We start from the raw sequence: 17745 nt of genomic DNA, 5'->3' as shown, positions 1-17745 counted from the left end.
TGGCGGAACTCCGGATGTTGCCGCTCGCCGCGGGCGCGCTGCTGGTCGACGGGACCGTCCACACGCACACCTCGATCCGCGGCGACCTCGCGCCCGACCTGCACCCGGTTATCCGGCGCTTCCTGCACGAGCTGCCGAGCGGCCAGCGGGAGCGCTTCGCCGGCTGGTGCGCCGAGACGGTGCTGCTCTCCGACCGCCTGTACGCGGCCGAGGCCGACGGGGAGTCGCTCAGCCCGGCCCGGGCCCGGTCGCTGCTGTGGGGCGCGAAGGTGCGGGTGACCCGGGTCCGGGAAGAGGGCGACCCCCGCCACGGTGAGGTGCAGCCGCCCTGCCGCTCGTGCGCGGCCCTGCTCGACTGGTTCGGCGTGGAGGCGCTGGCATGACCGACCGCTTCCCACCCCTGGTGGCCGAGACGCTCCAGGTCGCCGGCTGGGTTCCGGGCCACCGCGACGACGACCGGGCCCGGCAGTGGGCGCTGCGGCTGGCCGCCGACGCCGCGCCGGACGGCCGGCAGCACACCGTCGTCCGCGCCGCCGTCGAGGCGTACGCCGAATTCGGCGGCCTGCTGGTCCGCCCGCAGGGCGACGGAGAACAGATCGCGCCCAGCACCTTCCACCTGGACCCGTTCCTGGTGAGCCACTCGGCGGCCACCCTCGCCGCGTTGGCCGGGGCCATCGGCGCGCCGCTCACGCCGCTCGGCGAGGAGGGCGACGGCACCGGCATCCTCGCGGTCGACGAGCCGGGGCGCGTGTTCGTGCTGGACCACGGCGGCGACTGGTATCTCGGCGAGCACCTCGACGAGGCGATCACCGCGTTGGTGCTCGGCCGGCAGCCCCGCCGGGTACTCCAGGACGGCAGGTGGTGACCGACTGGGGGCCCGCGACCCCGACCGAGGAGGCGCTGCTGGCCGCCGCCGAGGCCGGGGACCGGGACACGCTCCTGGCGACGCTGGCCACCGGACCGCTGCTGCTGCCGGTGTCCCCCGAGGCGGCAGCCGGCCGCGCGCCGGCGGCGTGGCCCACGGCCGGGCACGACGGGCGGACCCACGTCATCGCGTTCACCTCACCCGAGGCGATAGCCGCCTGCCTGCCCGGGCAGTCGGTCAGCTACCGCGTGCTCGCCCTTGCGGACCTGGCCGCCGACTGGCCGGACGACGACTGGCTGCTCGCGATCGACGCCGGGCTACCGATCGGCGTCCGGCTCACCGCCGGGGAGGTGCGTGCGATCGCCGCGCCCGCCCTCGAGGCTGAGCGGGAGCTACGCGACGCGATCGGCCGGCAGGAGCCGGACGCCCTGATGGCGGCCCTGCTCCGGGCGGAGCTGCTGCTGCCGCTGCGGCCGGGCGGGTCCGAGTCGCGGGACCTGTCCGATCCGGACTTTCCGTGGTGGTGCCTCCCGGATGAGCAGGGGCAGCCCTGCCTGCCGGTCTTCACCACCGAGGCCCGCCTGCGACAGGCCCTCGGCGACCACGACCTGGTCGCGGTCAGCAGCCTCCAGTTGGCCGAGCAGTGGCCGGACCCGTCGTGGCAGCTCCTGCTGAACCCCGGCACTCCGCTGGCGGCGGCGCTGCCCGGCGAGGCCGTGCGGACCCTGCGCGACTGGCTCGGTCAGCTACGGCAGGCGGTCACCGACGCCACCGACGAGGAGCGTCAGCGCCTGCAGACGGCCGCGTACGCCGAGCCGGCCACCGTGGGCGTACCGGCGCAACGGACGGCGCCGGACGAGGACGACGACGAGTACGAGCCGGACCCGGACCTGCCGGTGCGGCTGCAGCTGGTGATCCCGCACCGGTACCTGCCGTCGTATCTGGAGGACGGCTATCAGCGGGCCGCCGGGCTGGTGCACGCCTGGGCCGGGCCGGGCCGGGACACGCCCACCCGGCTCTACCGGCGCCTCGGCCTGCTCGGCGAGGGCTCGCCGTTCGCGGAGTCCGACGAGTGGGTGGCCGTGCTGCGGTGGGAACCCGACGAGGACACGCCCGAAGACTGGGGGCGCGGCCAGCCGCGGATGGAGTCGTTGGTAGTACCCGACGGGACGGGCCTGCACTGCCTGCACCACGACGGCCGCGACGAGCTGCTGGCCCGCTTCGACGCGGCCAGCGGGCGCTGGGTGCCGGCCTGACCGTCGGCCGGCTCGTGGCCCTGGCGCCGCCGCGGCCCGGGACGGCCGGGGCTGCGCCGGCAGCGCGCGTCAGCGTCGGTCGCCGCCGGACCAGTCCCTGGCCGACCGGCTCTTGAGCAGGGCGAGTGCCACCCCGGCGAGCCCGCCCACGGCCAGCGGCGTGACCATCGTCGGTTGGAAGCTGAGCTTGCCCTGCACGAGCAGGCCGACCAGGGCGACGACGAAGAGCCCGAAGGTGAACGTGGCCGGTGTCCGCAGCCCCGCGGTGCCCCCCGCCCGACGCCAGGCGAGGACCATCCCACCCACCGTCAGGGCCACCACCAGCAGGCAGAGCGCGAGGATCAGCACGGCGAGGACGATCAGGAAGATCTTGCCGTCTCCGTCGCTCCTCGCCATCGCCACGAAGAAGGCGACGCCCGCGACGAGCCAGGTGAGGGCCGTGGGCACCATCAGGAGGATCGCCGCGACCACCGTGACCGGCCGCCGGGCGGCCGTGGGCGGCACCGGCGCACCGGACGGTCCGGCATGCGGGGGTACGGCGCCGGGCGGTGACGGGGGTACGGCGCCGGGGAACTGGGTCGACATCTCGCCTCCTGTCCGTCAGGCGCCCGGCCGGCGCCAGCCGGCGTCGCCCGTCGGGTCGGTGGGGTGCGCCGGCGGCCCGCCCGCCGGGCCCGACGGCGGCACGCCCGGATGCGCTCCCGTCACCGGCGGGTACGGCTCGCCCGGTGCCGGCGGGTACGGCGGCGGGGAGGCGGCGGGTGCCCCGACCGCGATGAGTGCTTCCGTCGCGGGCGCCCCGGCCCGACGTCGACGGCGGCGCCGGAGCAGCACCACCGCCAATACGACACCGGTGACGACGACGAGCAGGAACGCCACCCAGATCAGCGTCACCAGGACGGTCTCGCCGGCGCCCGGTCCCTCGACCGCGCGTGCACGGGCGAGGGTCGGGTCGACCTCGGGCTCCTGAGCCGCCTGGCTCCGGTTGCCTCGGCCGTCCGGCTCCCCGGTCAACGCCCGGCGCAGATCGAGCTGGCCGTAGCCGTAGTCGAGGTCCTTACCCGGTTTGCCGGCGTCCCGCGTGGTCTCCAGCATCCGCTTGAACAGGTCGTACGAGTTGAGGTTCGGGTGCTTCGACTTCACCAGGGCGACCGCGCCGGAGACGAGCGCGGCGGAGCCGCTGCTCCCGGTGCTCATCGTGTACTGCCCGTTAGGCAGCGCGGCGAACAGGTCGTCGCCGGGTGCGGCGAGGTCGGTCTCCTCGGCGGGGATGGCGGCGATCTGGCTGGGGCGACCGTTGCGGTCGGTGCCGGTCACCGCGAGCGCGCCGGGGTGCCGGGCCGGGCTACCGATGATCGCGTCCTGCTTGTTGCCGACAGCGGCGACGACGATCACGTTCTTCTGGTAGGCCCGTTTCACCGCCCGGTCCAGATCGACGTCGGTCGAGCTGCCCAGGGAGACGTTGACGACGTCGGCGCCGTGGTCCACCGCCCAGTCGATCCCGGCCGCGAGCGCGTCCGGCGCGATGATCGCCTTGCCCTCGGCGCCCTGCACGGTCACGGGCAGGATCTTGGCCTTCGGGGCGACACCGAGCACGCCCTCGCGGCCGCCCGCGCCGTGCCCGTGCCCGGCGATCAGGGACGCCATCGCGGTGCCGTGCCCCTGCCGGTCCTGGTGCCCCTTGCTCCGGTCGTCGTAGAGATCCACGCCGGGGAGCACGTTGTTCTTCAGGTCCGGGTGCCGGGCGTCCACTCCGGTGTCGACGACCGCGACCGTGATGCCCTCACCCTGGCTGACCTTGTGCAGCTCGGTCAGTTCGAGGGCGTCGAGGTGCCAGGCGTCCTTGCGGCCGTCGGCGGCCTGGGCCGGCGTGCCCGCCAGGACCAGGGCCAGGGCCGCCAGGGCGCTCAGCGCGGCCGTGGCCGTGGCCGCCGGGCGGGGGACGAGACGCATCTGCTCGTACCTTCCTTTTTGGGCCGTCGATCGGCCGGATGCACGGTCACCGCATGGTACGGGCCGGCCACCCATGGTGGGGTGACCGGCCCGCTCGTGTGTCAGCCCTGACCGAGCGCCTTGCCCTGCTGCTGCGGTCGGTGCTCCGCCGGCGCCTCGATGGAGCCGGCCGCGGCCGGCTCGGTGGTCCAGAGCTCGTCGTCGCCCTCGCCGTACTCCCAGGTCTCCAGCTCGTCCTCAGCCCGGTGGGCGGCGCTGCGGGCGCCTGGGACGGCCGGGCCTCCCCGGCTACCACCCAGCGACGGCGCCGGCCCGGTGGCAGGGGCCGGACGCGCCGCGCCACGGCCCGTGAGATCCGGACGGGCGCCCGCGCCAGGGGTGAGCGGGCCACCCGCACGGGTGCCGCCGGTGCTCGGCGTGGCCGGGCGAGCGGTACTCGGCGGTGTGCCGGGACGGCCGGTGGTCGGGGAGCCGGCGCGCGGGCCGGGCGTGGCCGGGCCGGTGCCGCGCTGGCCGCCGAGGCTCGGCGGCGGCGACGCCGGCCGGGCCGGAGTGCCCCCCGCGTGCCTGGGGCCGGCGGTGCTGCCCGGCAGGCGCGGGCTGGACGGCGGGGTCGCCGGACCGGTCGGCCGAGTGCCGAGGCCCGGCGCGCCGGAGCGGGGGCCACCCGGCCGGCCGGTGCCGGTGTTGCCGGGCAGGGTGGGTCGGTTCGGCGCGGCGCCGCGATTCGCCGGGTTCCCGCCGGGGCCGGGGTTGCCGGTGCCCGGCAGGGTGGGCCGGTTCGGCGCCGCGCTGCGGGTGCCCGGGTTGGGTGCCCCGGCACCCGGCAGGGTGGGCCGGTTCGGCGCCGGGCCGCGGGTGCCCGGGTTGGGTGCCCCGGCGCCCGGCAGGTTGGTGCGCGGGGTGCCCGGCCGGCTGGTGTTCGGCGCGGTCGGACGCGGGTTGCCCTGGCTGCCGGCCAACGGCAGCACCGGGGTGGGCGGGGGCGGGGTTGCCGGCGTGCCGGTGACCGGCGGCGCGGCGGGCGGGGGCCCGGGCGGCGCGGGAGGCGTGGTCACGATGCCGGCGAGCCTGACGTCGTCGGGCAGGCCGGGCGGCGGCGGGGCGGTGGGCGTGGTGGTCGTGTCGGGGCGGCTGGGCATGTCCGGCCGGGTCGGCCGGTCACCGGACATGGTCGGGGCTACCGGCCTCGGCCCGGCCGGTGCGCCGGGTCGGGTGGGCCGCGGGGCCAGCGAGGGGGTGTGCACGACCGCGTTCGTCGGTCCCTTGTACATGCCGCCGCGCGTGATGTTCGAGATGTAGACGTCGATGTAGAGGTCCGCGAGCGGCTTGACGATGTTCTTCGCCCGCTCGTGGAATTCCTTCTGCACCTCCTCGAACGTCTTGCCGTCGTTGCTCTGGAACCAGATGTCGCCCCACTGGAGGCCGCCCTCGTCGTCCTCCTTGCGCTTCTGGGCCTGGTGCTCCTGCTCGGCCTTGTACTCCAGCCAGAGCTCACGCATGTCCCGCTGGGTCTGCTCGATCTTGCCGGCGAGCTGCTCCAGACCGCTGGCCGTCTTGTCGGCGACCTCCTTCCACTCGTCCAGCGAGTAGAGGGCCGCGCCCACCTTGCTCATGAAGACCCGGCCCGCCGGCGACCGCCACTTGGCGTCCAGCGCGTCGGCGTGCCGCTTGAGGTTCTCCCGCGTGGTCTGCAGCAGGCTGCTGGTCCGCCGCCAGGTTTCGGCGAGAGCGACGGTGCGCTCGTCGCTCTCCTTGCGGGCGTACTCCCACATCTCCTCGATGGTGACCCCGTCCCACTGTGTGGGCTCGTAGGGTGCGGCCTGGGCAGACCGTTCGGCGGCGTAGTCGTCATAGTTGCCGGAGAAACCCGGGTCGTACGGCTTCGTCCATCCGTAGTAGTTGTCGCTCATCCCCGCTCCTCAGGTTCCCGTCCCCTGCCCACCGTCAGGACCGCACGTCCGGGCGTGCCACCTCGTCGCCGTACATCCGCTCGTTGTCGCCCTGGACCTGGTAGGAGCCGGAGCCCTCGCCGATGGTCTCCGACTTGTCCACCTCCGGCGTCTCCTCCGAGTCGTCGTCCGCGGTGCAGACGTCCGGGCCGTAGTAGGTCGCCGGGTCCATGGCTTCCTGCGGGACCGTGCTGGACGGATCCTTGTGCTCGTCCCCGCCCTGCTGCCAGTAGTCGTTGAGCGTCTTCTGCCCGTCGACACCCATGAAGGCGTTGTAGACGTCGTCGTTGGTGGCCTGGGCCAGCGCGTCCCCGGTGAGGTACTCGGCGGAGATCGACGCCGCGGCCGTGCTGAGCGAGACCAGGCCCTTCATCGCGTCGCCGAGCATGTGCGACACCGCCGCGCGGCTGTCGTCGTGCCGGCCCCGGAAGAACTTGCCCTCCTTGAGCCCACCTCCGCCGAACGGCGCCTGCACGGTGAGCATGGGGCGTACGCCGTTCTCGAAGCTGGGCCGGAAATTGGTCTCCAGCTCGTCCTGGATGGCCTTCGCAAAGTCCTTCAGCTGCTGGATGTCGACGTCGATGTTCTCGTCGACGAGCCACTCGTCGCCCATCTGCCTCCCCGTTCGCTCACACGCCAGCGGCGCGGCTGTGCCCCCAGCCGCGACCCCATACTTCCACTCTGGTGGACGATAGCCTCATCGGGCAACCCCGCATGGTGCTCACGTCCGTGGCGGCAGGTTCACCAACTGCACGAGGCGGGTGCCCTCCCGCCGCGTGACCAGCCAGCCCCGGCCGGGCGGCAGCGGCCCGGGGCGGACGGTGCCGAGCAGCACACCCTCGTCGCGGTTGCCGGACATCACGATGCCCGGCGTGCTGATCTCCCGCAGCCGCATCAGCACCGGCTCGTACAGCGCCCGGCTCGCGCCGCCGGTGCGGCGGGCGATGACCAGGTGCAGACCGATGTCCCGGGCCTGCGGCAGGAACTCCAGCAGCGGGGTCAGCGGGTTGCTGCCCGCGCCCGCCACCAGGTCGTAGTCGTCGACCAGGACGTACAGGTCCGGCCCCTTCCACCAACTGCGGGCGCGCAGTTGGTCGGGCGTCACGTCGTTGGGTGGCAGCCGGTCCCGCATCACCCCGGCGACCTCGGCGATGATGCCCTCGGTGAGCTGGGCCGACGAGCCGTACCCGATCAGGTGCGGGGTGGTGATGTCGCCGAGCATGCTGCGGCGGTAGTCGACGATGACCAGCCGGGCCTCGGTCAACTCGTTGCGGTCGACGATCGTCTGCGCCAGCGCCCGCAGGAACGTGCTCTTGCCCGACTCACCGTCGCCGAAGAGCAGGAAGTGCGGGTCGGCGGAGAAGTCCAGGTGCACCGGCTGGAGGTCCACCTCGGCGATGCCGATCGGCACCCCGGGCCGCCCGGTGGCCGGCAGGCTGTTGTACGGGACCACCGGCGGAAGCAGCCGGATCGGCGGAGCGCCCGGCCCCTGCCAGGCGCCGGCCAGGTCGTTGACCAGCTTGCGGGCCCCCTCGGGCAGGGTGTCCGTCTCCTGCGCGCCGTCGGTGCGGGGCAGGGCGGCGAGAAACTGCTGCCCGTCGGCGGTGATGCCCCGGCCGGGTGACTTCTCCGGCACGTTCATCGCGGCCCGACGGTCCAGGAGGGAGTCCCCCGCGTCGGCCAGCCAGAGCTCCAGCCGCGTACCGAAGACGTCCCGCACGGCAGGGCGCAGGTCCATCCAGCGGCCGGCGGTGACGACCAGGTGGATGCCGAAGGAGAGACCCCGGTTGGCGATGTCGTTGATGGTCGGCTCGAGGTCCTCGAACTCGGCGCGGATGGTGGACCAGCCGTCGATGACCAGGAAGACGTCGCCGAACGGATCGTCGGTGTGCTGGCCGTGCCGGCGGGCCCGCCGGTACTCGGTCATCGAGTCGATCCCGCGCTCGGCGAACCGCCGCTCCCGCTCGCCCATCAGCAGTTGCATCTCGGCGACGGTCCGGCGGACCAGACCGCCGTCGAGCCGGGTGGCGACCGCGCCGACGTGCGGCAGGTCGCGCAGCGAGGAGAGCGCGCTGCTACCCAGGTCGAGGCAGTAGACCTGAGCCTCCCGGGGAGTGTGGGTCAGCGCCAGCGAGGCGACCATCGTACGCAGCAGGGTGCTCTTGCCGCTCTGCGGGCCGCCGACGATCACCGTGTGGCCGGCGGCGCCGGCCAGGTCGAACCAGAGCACGTCCCGGCGCTGGTCGAACGGCTTGTCGACGACGCCGACGGCCACCTGCAGCTCGCCCACCAGGCCGGCGTGCGCCACCGTCACGCCCCGGGCCGGGTCCGCGGTCAGCGGCGGCAGCAACTGGTCCAGCGTCGGCGGCTCCGCCAGCGGGGGCAGCCATACCTGGTGGGCCGGCGCGCCCCGGCCGGCGAGCCGGCCGACCAGGATGTCCAGCACGCTTTCGCCGCCCGTGTCGGCCGGCTCCGGTGCCGTCTCCTGGACCGTACGGGTCACCGGCGGCGCGACGTAGGCGGTGCTGTACTCCCGCACGCGCTCCTCGCCGTCACCGGCGGCGACCGCCTCGGCCGTCTTGCTGCGATAGGTGCCGGAGACGTACGCGGCCTTGAAGCGGACCAGTGGTTCGGTGCCGAAGCGCAGGTAGCCGTGGCCCGGCGAACGGGGCAGCTCGTACGCGTCGGTGGCGCCGAGCACCACCCGGCTCTCCATCGCCGAGAACGTCCGCAGACCGATCCGGTACGACAGGTGGGTGTCCAGGCCGCGCAGCCGGCCCTCCTCCAGCCGCTGCGAGGCGAGCAGCAGATGCACGCCGAGCGACCGGCCGACCCGGCCGATCTGCACGAACATGTCGATGAAGTCCGGCTTGGCGGTGAGCAGCTCGGAGAACTCGTCGCAGATGATGAGCAGGCTCGGCAGCGGCGCCAACGGGGCGCCCGCCGCCCGGGCCTTCTCGTAGTCGCGTTGCGAGGCGTAGTTGCCGGCCGAGCGCAGCAACTCCTGCCGGCGCACCAGCTCACCGTTGATCGCGTCGGTCATCCGGTCGACCAGCGGCAGCTCGTCGGACAGGTTGGTGATCACCGCGCTGGTGTGCGGCAGGGCGTCGAGCCGGGTGAAGGTCGCGCCACCCTTGAAGTCGACCAGGACGAAGTTCAGGCTCTCCGAGCTGTGCGTGGCGGCGAGCGCCAGCACCAGCGTGCGCAGCAGCTCGGACTTGCCGGAGCCGGTGGCGCCGATCAGCAGGCCGTGCGGGCCCATGCCGTCCTGCGCGGACTCCTTGAGGTCCAGCTCGACCGGAGCGCCGTCGGTGCCCACACCGATCGGCACCCGCAGCCGGTCCCGGTTCGGCCGGGGCTGCCAGGCCCGATCCACCTCGAAGTCGTACGGGTCGCCGAGGTTGAGCAGTTCGGCCAGGCCCAGCTCGGTGGTGAGCGGGGCATCGCCCCCTCGGGACGCGGCCGAGAGGCGCAGCGGGGCCAGCTGCATGGCCAGCGTCTCGATCTCCGCGATCCGGCAGTGGTCGGCCCGCCCGATCTCCGCCGAACCGTCCACGGTGGTGCTCTGCAGCCGCCGGTCGGCGGACACGTCGAGCACCAGCCGGGCCCGGTCCAGCACCCGCGGCGCCGGGTGGGAGAGGTCAAGCAGCGTGACCCCCTCCACACCACCCTCGGTCATCAGGTGGTCCGATCCGGCGGTGTCGCCGCCGTCGATGATGACCAGGACGTGCGGCCCGCCCACCTGAGCCCCACCGGAGGAGTTGAACCGCGGTCGGCTCGCCAGCACGTCGTCGAGCATCGCCTCGAGCCCGGTGACCGACGGTGCGACCAGCCGGAGCTGACCGAGCGCGTCGGTGCGGGTCGGGTGCAGCGCGTGCGGCAGCCACTTCGTCCACTCCCACGCGGCCCGCCGGTCGGCGGCCACGCAGACCGCGACGAGCATGTCGTCCGGCGCGTGGAACGCGGTGGCCTGGGCGAGCACCGACGTGACCAGCCCCCGCACCGCATCGTCGTCGCCACGCAGGTGAACCCGGGCGAAGCCGTTGAGCGCCATCGTCACCGGCAGGTCCGGCACCTCGCCGTAGGTGGTCAGGAAGCGACGCAGCGCCAGCGCGCACATCGGCTCCAGCTTCTCCAGCGACGTCGCGGGCGGCGGGACCAACGGCGTGGCCAGCTCCTGCGGGCCGAGACCGATGCGTACGGTCGCGAAGTCCACGTCGCCGCGCCGGCGCTCCCACAGCCGCGGCCCGAGCGGGACGGACCAGAGCGCGTCCGGATCCGGGTGCCGGTAGAACGCCGCTTCCTGCTGCTTGCGGATCGTCTTGAGCACCCGGCGGCGCTGCCGCGACAGGTGCGTCATGTACTCGCGCCGCTTCTGCAGCATCTCCTGCTTGCTCGGGCCGCCGGAGTTGTTGGTGAGCTGGGACGCGAGCATGCCGATCGCGGAAAGGCCGAAGAGGCCGCCGGTGACGTAACCGAGGGTGCTGCCGCCCCGGCCGGCGAACATCAGCGCCATGGCGAACGAGCCGGCCAGCATCGGCAGCAGCATCAGCATCTGGCCCCAGGCGCGTCCACTGGGCGCGGGCACCTCGGGTGGCGCCTCCAGCAGGACCTCACCGGACGGGTACTCCGGCTCCGGCTGCCGGGCCGGACGTTTCACGACGACCGTGCTCACCTATCAGACCTCCCCGCTGGCGCGCCCGGATGCGATCGGACCGAACCGGCGCCCACGCCACCGGCACATGGTAGGTAGCCTCTCTTCGTCATGACAGCCGCGGGCCCTATCCGGTCCGCTCCTCGTCCCGAGGGGTCATCAGTGGTCACCCAGGCCGGAACCGGACTCGTGCGCATCGCCGTCGTCGCCCCGAACCGACGGCTCGATCTCGCCCTGCCCGAGCATCTGCCGCTCGTCGGGCTGCTCCCCGCCGTGCTGCGGCAGGCGGAAGAACACCCGTCGGACGGGACGTCACACGGTGGCTGGATGCTGCGCCGCACCGACGGCACCGCCGTCGACCTGAACCGTACGCTCGCCGCGCAGAAGGTCCGGGACGGCGAGACGCTGCACCTGGTGCCGCGCCGCACCGAGTGGCCCGAGCTGGCGTACGACGATCTGATGGAGGCTGTCGCGGACGGTGCCCGCCGGCGTGGTGTGGCATGGAACCCGCTCGCGACCCGGCTGACCGGTCTGATCGTCGCCGGTGCGCTGCTGCTGCTCGGCCTGGCCGTCATCGTCGCGTCCGACGAGCCCGGCTGGCTCGGTGGCGTGATCGCCCTCGGCACCGCCGGGGTGCTGCTGCTGGTCGGGATCGTGCTGTCCCGGGCGATGGCCGACTCCCTCGCCGGGGCCGTGGTCGCCGCCGCCGGTCTGCCGTACGCCTTCGTCGGCGGCACCCTGGTGATCGGCACCGGAGAGTCCGTCTGGGCGCTCGGCGCGCCACACGTGCTGCTCGGTTCCGCCGTCCTGCTCCTCACCGGCCTGCTCGGCTTCCTCGGTGTGGGCGACGCGACCCGGGTCTTCGTGGCGGCGGTCTTCGCCGGGTTCTGGGGCATGCTCGGCGGCCTCTTCGCCCTCGGCTCGATGGACGCGGCGCAGGGCGCGGCGATCGTGGTCAGCGCGGTGACCCTGCTGCTGCCGGCGATGCCGCTGCTCGCCGTGCGGCTCGGCAAGATGCCGATGCCGGCGCTGCCCCGCACCGCCGAGGACCTGCTGCGCGACGAGCCCCAGCCCCGGCGCGAGGTGGTCTACCAGGCCACTGCCCGGGCCGACGAGGTGCTCACCGGCATGATCTTCGGCTCGTTCGTGGTCACCGTCGGCTGCCTGATCGTGCTCACCGCACACGGCTCGGTCGCCGCCCTGCTGCTGACCGGAGTGGTCGCACTCGGTCACCTGCTGCGGGCCCGGCTGGTGCCGACCGTCCGGCACCGCGTGCCGCTGCTCGCCGTGGGCCTGGTCGGGCTGGCCCTGCTGCCCCTGGTCGGCGCGGCGGACGCCGGAACGGTGCTGCGGGTGCTGACCGTGCTGCCGGTGGCGGTGGTCGCGGCCGGGTTCTCGGTCAGCGCCGGGCTCGCCTACAGCCGGCGTGCCCCGTCGCCCCGGCTGGCCCGCCTCGGGGACGTTCTCGACATCCTGCTGCAACTGGCCGTGGTGCCGGTGGCCTGCAGCGTCCTGGGCCTGTACGCGTTCATGCGCGCGCTGAACGGCTGACGCCGGACGCCAGCCCTCGTCCGTCGAGGTGTCCGGGCCGCCGAAAGATCACAATGTGACGTCGCTCACGGCCGGCGCCTTGCCGCCGCGGACGAGCGCGATGATCGCGGTGTCGATGTCGGGGCCGATGAGGAAGTCGTCGGCCCAGTGCAGCTGGAAGACCCGCCCCTGGGCGTCGATGACGAGTTCGGAGGGCCCGTCGGCGTTGTTGCCGAGCGGGAAGACCCGGTTGCCGTACTCCTCGGCGAAGGTCTCGGAGCCCTCCGCCAACACACCGCCCCGGGTGGGGTGGAGGGCGCTCCCGAAGCCGCCTCCCGGCTCGCCGTGCCCGCCGAACTGGGGCAACTGTAGGCCGCCGAATTCGACCAGGGCGGCCCGGGCCGCCGGGAAGAACTCCAGCCCGGCCAGTTCGTCGGCGAAGCGGGTCAGCCACAGGTCGACGGCGGCGGTCATGTCGCGGCCGGGGAACCAACCGGCCTTCTCCAGCACCTCGCGGACGTCCGGCGGGAAGCGACCCTCGGCGGCGCGGTGCTTCGCGTACCGTTCCGCGATCGCCGGGGCGGGCAGCGACGGCCACTGGGACAGTTCCCCGGTCTCCCGGTCGATGACCGCTGTGGGTTGCCCGGTCGCCGCCGGCGGCCGGGGCGGCCCGTTCGCCGCCTCCGGCTCGGGTTCACGGCGAGAGGCGATGAAGCCCAGATCGAACTCGTAAAGGTCGACCTCCGGCGTCGGGCCGGGGTGGTTGGCGGCGGCCCACTCCCGGGCGCGGGCCAGCGCCTCGTCACGACTGATCATCGGAACTCCCTCGGGCCGTGGTCGTCCTGGTCGCCGGCTGCGACCGGGTGCCGGCACCACCGTGTTCGGCGCGGTGCCTATGGTAGGCACCGCGGTCCGGCGCTTCTGTCCGTGCCGACCGTACGCCAGGGGAGGATGCCATGCCGTCGCGGCGGGACCAGGTCCAGTCGTACCAGTTCTTCATCCAACGGATGACGTCCGCGCTCGTGGCGCGCGAACCTGATCCGGAGGCCGCGCCGTTCCGGCGGCTCGGTGGCGCCGGCTTCGCGGGCGTCATGGTCGCGGTGCTCTGCCTCGCCGCGGTGGGCGTCTACGGCCTGCTGCGCCCCGGCGGCGCCACCAAGTGGAAGGCGGGCGGGGCGGTCGTCCTCGAGAAGGAGACCGGCACCCGGTACGTCTACCGGGAGGGCCGACTGCACCCGGTGGTCAACTACTCGTCCGCGCTGCTGGCGATGGGGTCGGCGGTGCCCACCGTCTCCGTCTCCCGGAACTCGCTGGTCGGCACGCCGCGCGGCCCCCGGATCGGCATTCCGGACGCACCGGACGCCCTGCCCGACCCGAAGCGGATCCTCTCCGGACCGTGGACGCTCTGCACCCAACCGGCCCGGAACCAGGCCGGTGGGACCGTGGCCACCACCGTGCTCACCGTCGGCAGGGCGCCCAGCGGCGGACGTGAGATGGGCGACACCGCACTGTTGGTCCGGGACACCAAGACGAGCCGGTTGCACCTGATCTGGCACGACCACCGGTACGAGATCCGCAACGAGAAGATCGTCCTCGAAGGGCTCATCATGACCGCGGAGCCGGTGGTCGAGGTGGGCGGGGCGTGGCTCAACGCGCTGCCCGCCGGCGAGCCGATCGACACCCGGACGGTGGCCGGCCGGGGTGAGCCGTCGGACGCGCTGCGGGATGCCCGAGTCGGCCAGATCTTCGTCGTGGAGAGTCAGAACGGCAGCCGCCAGTACTACCTCGCCGAGCGGAAGCGGCTGGTTCCGCTGACTCCGCTGCAGGCCGAGGTGTTGATGGCCGACCGGTCGTATTCGGACGGGTCGACGCCCCGGCCGATACCGCTCGCGGCCGGCACCGCCGCAGCCGCTCCCAAGGCGCCGGTCCCTGCGCCGGGGCGTCACCGCGCGCCCGAACAACGCCCCGAGGTCGCCCGGCTGACCGGCGACCAGCCGGCCGTCTGCGCCGGCTACCAACCGGGGCAGGACGAGCCGACCCTGCTGTTGGACGCCCAGGTGCAGCCGGTGAAGGAGCCGGTACGCACCGGCGAGCAGACCGGCGACGGCATCCCGCTCGCCGACCGGGTGGTCATCGAGCCCGGGTACGGCGTGCTGGTCGCCGCCATGCCGTCGCCGGACGCCCCGACCGGCACCCTGAATCTGGTCACCGACCTCGGTTACCGGTATCCGTTGGCCTCCGAGGATGTGCCGGCGATGCTCGGCTACCAGGGTGTGCGGCCCGTCGAACTGCCGGCGAGCCTGGTCGTCCGGCTACCGGCCGGCCCCGCGCTCGACCCGGCGAACGCGAAACGGGCGCTGGACCCGGAGTGACCGCACCTGCCACAGTGGCGCACGTTGCGGGTGCGAATGCCGACCGGCCTAGCGTCGGCTGGACGCCACCCGTTACGGTTCGTACGAGAAATGGTGCATGAGCGCCGTAACAATGGCTGCCCCCGGCGACGCGGGGCGATCGACGAGGACGGGGGTGACTCCACCATGACGATGCGTACCGACACCGGCTTGATGGTGAAGACCGAGGGTGACGTAGATGCCGTCGCCGACCGGCTCACCAGCAACCTGAACGGGCTGATGGACCAGCTCACGCCGCTGTACGACCAGTGGAAGGGTGCTGGTGCGGGCTCGTTCCAGCAGGTTCGGGAGCGGTTCGACCAGGACATGGCCCGGTTGAACGTGGCGCTGCGGGCCATCGCCGAGGCCGTCGGGTCCGCCGGTAAGGACTACGACGTCAGCGACGAGGAGATCCGGTCCGACATGGACTCTGCCGGTGCCACCGCCGGCCAGATCACCGCGGCGCTCAAGCTCTGACGGGGAGGGGTTCCGAGATGGAGATTCGCTACAACTTCGGTGCGTTGAACGCCGCGGCGGACAGCTGCGGCGGTGCCGTGAGAAACCTGACCGGCGAGCTCGACGGGCTCAAGTCCGGCATCGCGCCGCTGCTCGCTACCTGGGACGGTGACGCCCGCGAGGCGTACTTCCGTCGGCAGAGCGACTGGGAGGCGGCCGCCAACGACCTGCGTGACCTGCTCGGCCGGATCGAGAAGGCGCTGCGCGAGTCGGCGGTCAAGATGCAGGCCCGCGAGGCCGCGAACCGGGCGAAGTTCGGCGACTGAGCCCAACCGTTACGCGTCGATGGCCCGGCCCCGTGCCGGGCCATCGTCGTTCCCGCCATCGTCTGACGACGCGGGCCCGGCCTCGGGCGCGCCCTGACTACGCGGGCTCGGCTTCGGGCGTGCTTCGACGACGCAGGCCCGGCCTTCGGGTGCCTGTTCAGCCTCGCGGCAGCGAGGTGGGCACCCGGAAGAACGCCTCCTCGGGCTCGTCGACCTCCCGGACCGGGGGTGGCGGCGCCGCCGGCCGGGTCGGCCGCCACCGCAGGCGACGTCCGCGCGGCAGCAACGAGGCCGCCGCGCCGATGGCGAGCGCGATCGCCGCCACCACCAGCCCGACCCAGAGCGCCACCCGACCGAAGACGCTCCACCGCTGCGCGCGCTCCTGCGCCACCGGGTCGTACGACGGGTCGGGCAGCGGGGGCTGGGCCACCGGAGCCCCCTTGGTCAGCCGCTCGGTGACCGCCCGGTACGGGTTCAGCACGCCCTGCCCGTAGCCCTGCTCCGGATTCCCGCGCGCCGGGTCCACCGTCGCAACCAGCCGGCGGGTGACCTCCTCCGCCGACAGGCCCGGCTCGGCGGAACGGATCAGGGCGGCCGTCGCGCTCACCAGCGGGGCCGCGAAGCTGGTGCCGCTCCAGACCGCATGGCCGGAAAGACGGGTCGCCGCCACCACCGCGCCGCCGGGCGCCACGAGATCGACGTACGGCCCGACCTGCGACTGCTTCACCCGCGCGCCCTGCTGGTCGATCGCGCCGACCCCGATCACACCCTCGTAGGCGGCGGGATAGGGCACCGGGTCGGGACGCTCGCCGTCCTGGTGCAGGTTGCCGGCGGCGGCGACCAGCACCACGTCCTTCTCCCGCGCGTAGCGGATCGCGCTCTCGACGGCGGCGTCGGGGCGGTAGAGCGTCACGGACATGTTCACCACGTCCGCGCCGTCGTCAACCGCCCGGCGGATGGCCTGCGCGAAGACCGCTGTGGAGACGCTTCCGCCCTGGTCCTCCCCGCCCTCGTTGCCGGCCCGTTCGCTGACCCGGATCGGGACGATCGTGGCGTCCGGGGCCAGGCCGTGGAAGCCGACGCCGTCCTGCGGACGGGCGGCGATGAGGCTGGCGACCGCCGTGCCGTGCGAGACGCAGTCGACGTCGCCGCCGGCGGTGCCGCGCAGCGCGTCGAAGCCTGTGGCCACCCGGCCGCTCAACTGGGCGTGGTCGCCGTCGGAGCCGGAGTCGATGACCGCCACCCGCACCCTCGCGCCCGTGCTGAACGGCCACACCCGTTGCGGCGAGAGCCACTGCTGGTGCCACGGGGTTTCGCTGATGACCTGACCCGGATCGCTCGGGTTGTCACAGACCGCCGGGGCCGCCACGGCCCGCGCCGGCGAGCCGAGGATGGTCGTGCCCGTCAGCGCCACCACCAGGGCAACAGCGGACGTACGACGGCCGAGGGCCATTCCGCGCTCACCTCCCGTCTCACGGCGTCGGTGCATCGTAGCGATCCTCGGACCTGGACCGGATACCCCGATGTCGCGCCGGTTCAGTATGGTCGACCTGTCACGCCGTCGGTCGGGTCGCGGCGGCACATGGACGTGCAGGGGGAGGACGCCATGGACATGCAGGCGATGCGCGCCCGGGCCGACGAGCTGATGGCCCAGTTCGAGCGGATGCGTTCGGGCGTGGGTGATCTCCAGCAACGGCTCAAGGCCGTGAACGCCACCGTCACCTCCGACGACGGGTTCGTCACCGTCACCGTTGGCCCCCGGGGCCAGGTGGTCAAGGTGGAGTTCGACCCACGCATCTACCGGCGGCCGAACTCGAAGGAACTCTCCGCCACCGTCACCGACACGATCCGGCGGGCAACCGAGAAGGCGATGGCCGACGTCGAGGAGCTGATGCGGCCCTTCGTGCCGGACAGCCAGTTCCAGGCGTACATGGACCACGACCTGGACGGCATCTTCCGTCAGCTGGACAGCGAACTTCCGCGGGAGGACGAACGATGACCAACCCGAACGAGACCTTCGTCAACCCCGACGGCGCGCGGGACGGCGCCCGTCGGCTCGGCGCCGCCGGCGCGACGCTGGCCAGCCGCTGGGCGCAGCACGCGGCCACCATCTCCTCGCTCAACGCCTCGGCCCCCTGGGGCACCGACGAGCCGGGCAAGGGGTTCAACAAGCACTACCTGGAGGGTGGCGACGACGCTCCCGCCACCAACGTCCTCACCGGCGGCAAGACCATCGTCGACCTGGTCAAGGTGCTGGGTCCCGACGTGACCAGCGCCGTCGACGGCACCGTCGAGGTCGACGACATGGTCGACACGTGGTTCGGCGGCGAGGACAAGTAACCTCCCACTTTCGGGCGGTCAGG

At 73.4% G+C, this 17745-nt stretch carries 16 protein-coding genes; 9 read left to right on the top strand and 7 right to left on the bottom strand.

The window, feature by feature from the left end; genetic code table 11:
* Window positions 1-14 precede the first annotated feature (14 nt).
* The 3 genes from ACFY23_RS20510 to ACFY23_RS20500 are packed head-to-tail and all read left to right on the top strand — an operon-like array spanning window position 15 to window position 2121.
* Entirely contained in the window at window positions 15-383 is a 369-nt protein-coding gene (locus ACFY23_RS20510; RefSeq protein ID WP_350681481.1) for a YwqJ-related putative deaminase, read from the top strand.
* Window positions 380-865, top strand: coding sequence for an SUKH-3 domain-containing protein (locus ACFY23_RS20505; RefSeq protein ID WP_350681471.1), 486 nt, complete (start codon window positions 380-382; stop codon window positions 863-865). The genes ACFY23_RS20510 and ACFY23_RS20505 overlap by 4 nt, the downstream gene beginning before the upstream one ends.
* Window positions 859-2121 (top strand): SseB family protein, encoded by a 1263-nt coding sequence (locus ACFY23_RS20500; RefSeq protein WP_350681473.1) that lies wholly within the window; start codon window positions 859-861, stop codon window positions 2119-2121. Before ACFY23_RS20505 ends, ACFY23_RS20500 begins: the two co-directional genes overlap by 7 nt.
* 69 nt (window positions 2122-2190) lie before the next feature.
* On the opposite strand, the gene ACFY23_RS20495 is transcribed toward ACFY23_RS20500, so the two are convergent.
* The 5 genes from ACFY23_RS20495 to eccCa form a co-directional block, all read right to left on the bottom strand.
* Window positions 2191-2706: a hypothetical protein gene (locus tag ACFY23_RS20495; RefSeq protein WP_350681475.1), complete on the bottom strand. Its 516-nt coding sequence runs from the start codon at window positions 2704-2706 to the stop codon at window positions 2191-2193.
* Window positions 2707-2721: 15 nt separating this feature from the next.
* A complete protein-coding gene (gene mycP, locus ACFY23_RS20490; RefSeq protein WP_350681477.1) occupies window positions 2722-4074 on the bottom strand; it encodes a type VII secretion-associated serine protease mycosin in 1353 nt (450 codons plus the stop codon).
* Window positions 4075-4175: 101 nt separating this feature from the next.
* A complete protein-coding gene (locus ACFY23_RS20485; RefSeq protein WP_350819197.1) occupies window positions 4176-5987 on the bottom strand; it encodes a hypothetical protein in 1812 nt (603 codons plus the stop codon).
* 34 nt (window positions 5988-6021) lie between these two features.
* Window positions 6022-6639 carry a hypothetical protein gene (locus ACFY23_RS20480; protein WP_350684253.1) on the bottom strand — a complete coding sequence of 206 codons (618 nt, stop codon included), beginning with the start codon at window positions 6637-6639 and terminating at the stop codon, window positions 6022-6024.
* A 108-nt stretch (window positions 6640-6747) separates the two neighbouring features.
* Complete coding sequence (gene eccCa, locus ACFY23_RS20475) at window positions 6748-10701, bottom strand: type VII secretion protein EccCa (protein WP_350684252.1); 3954 nt, start codon at window positions 10699-10701, stop codon at window positions 6748-6750.
* Between the two features lie 141 nt (window positions 10702-10842).
* Here eccCa and eccD point away from each other — a divergent pair, with 141 nt between their 5' ends.
* Window positions 10843-12231, top strand: a complete 1389-nt coding sequence (eccD, locus tag ACFY23_RS20470) for a type VII secretion integral membrane protein EccD (protein ID WP_387038237.1) — start codon at window positions 10843-10845, stop codon at window positions 12229-12231.
* Window positions 12232-12279: 48 nt separating this feature from the next.
* Here eccD and ACFY23_RS20465 read toward each other — a convergent pair whose 3' ends face one another.
* The gene (locus ACFY23_RS20465; RefSeq protein WP_350684251.1) at window positions 12280-13026 is read right to left on the bottom strand and encodes an SUKH-3 domain-containing protein; all 747 of its coding nucleotides are present in this window, start codon (window positions 13024-13026) and stop codon (window positions 12280-12282) included.
* A gap of 140 nt (window positions 13027-13166) precedes the next feature.
* Between ACFY23_RS20465 and eccB the strand changes: the two genes are divergently transcribed.
* The 3 genes from eccB to ACFY23_RS20450 all read left to right on the top strand — a co-directional run bounded on the left by eccB (window position 13167) and on the right by ACFY23_RS20450 (window position 15382).
* A complete protein-coding gene (gene eccB / locus ACFY23_RS20460; RefSeq protein ID WP_350684250.1) occupies window positions 13167-14582 on the top strand; it encodes a type VII secretion protein EccB in 1416 nt (471 codons plus the stop codon).
* A gap of 165 nt (window positions 14583-14747) precedes the next feature.
* Window positions 14748-15077, top strand: a complete 330-nt coding sequence (locus ACFY23_RS20455) for a WXG100 family type VII secretion target (RefSeq protein ID WP_350684249.1) — start codon at window positions 14748-14750, stop codon at window positions 15075-15077.
* Between the two features lie 17 nt (window positions 15078-15094).
* On the top strand, window positions 15095-15382 hold the full coding sequence (locus ACFY23_RS20450; protein ID WP_350684248.1) for a WXG100 family type VII secretion target: 288 nt from the start codon (window positions 15095-15097) through the stop codon (window positions 15380-15382).
* A 157-nt stretch (window positions 15383-15539) separates the two neighbouring features.
* Here ACFY23_RS20450 and mycP (ACFY23_RS20445) read toward each other — a convergent pair whose 3' ends face one another.
* Window positions 15540-16835 carry a type VII secretion-associated serine protease mycosin gene (gene mycP, locus ACFY23_RS20445; RefSeq protein WP_350684247.1) on the bottom strand — a complete coding sequence of 432 codons (1296 nt, stop codon included), beginning with the start codon at window positions 16833-16835 and terminating at the stop codon, window positions 15540-15542.
* Window positions 16836-16988: 153 nt separating this feature from the next.
* Here mycP (ACFY23_RS20445) and ACFY23_RS20440 point away from each other — a divergent pair, with 153 nt between their 5' ends.
* Window positions 16989-17381: a YbaB/EbfC family nucleoid-associated protein gene (locus ACFY23_RS20440; protein WP_350684254.1), complete on the top strand. Its 393-nt coding sequence runs from the start codon at window positions 16989-16991 to the stop codon at window positions 17379-17381.
* A complete protein-coding gene (locus ACFY23_RS20435; protein WP_350684246.1) occupies window positions 17378-17722 on the top strand; it encodes a hypothetical protein in 345 nt (114 codons plus the stop codon). Before ACFY23_RS20440 ends, ACFY23_RS20435 begins: the two co-directional genes overlap by 4 nt.
* Window positions 17723-17745 lie beyond the last annotated feature (23 nt).

It is taken from the genome of Micromonospora sp. NPDC000121, assembly GCF_042899165.1.
GTDB lineage: Bacteria > Actinomycetota > Actinomycetes > Mycobacteriales > Micromonosporaceae > Micromonospora.
This window is presented reverse-complemented; position numbering and strand designations above follow the sequence as displayed.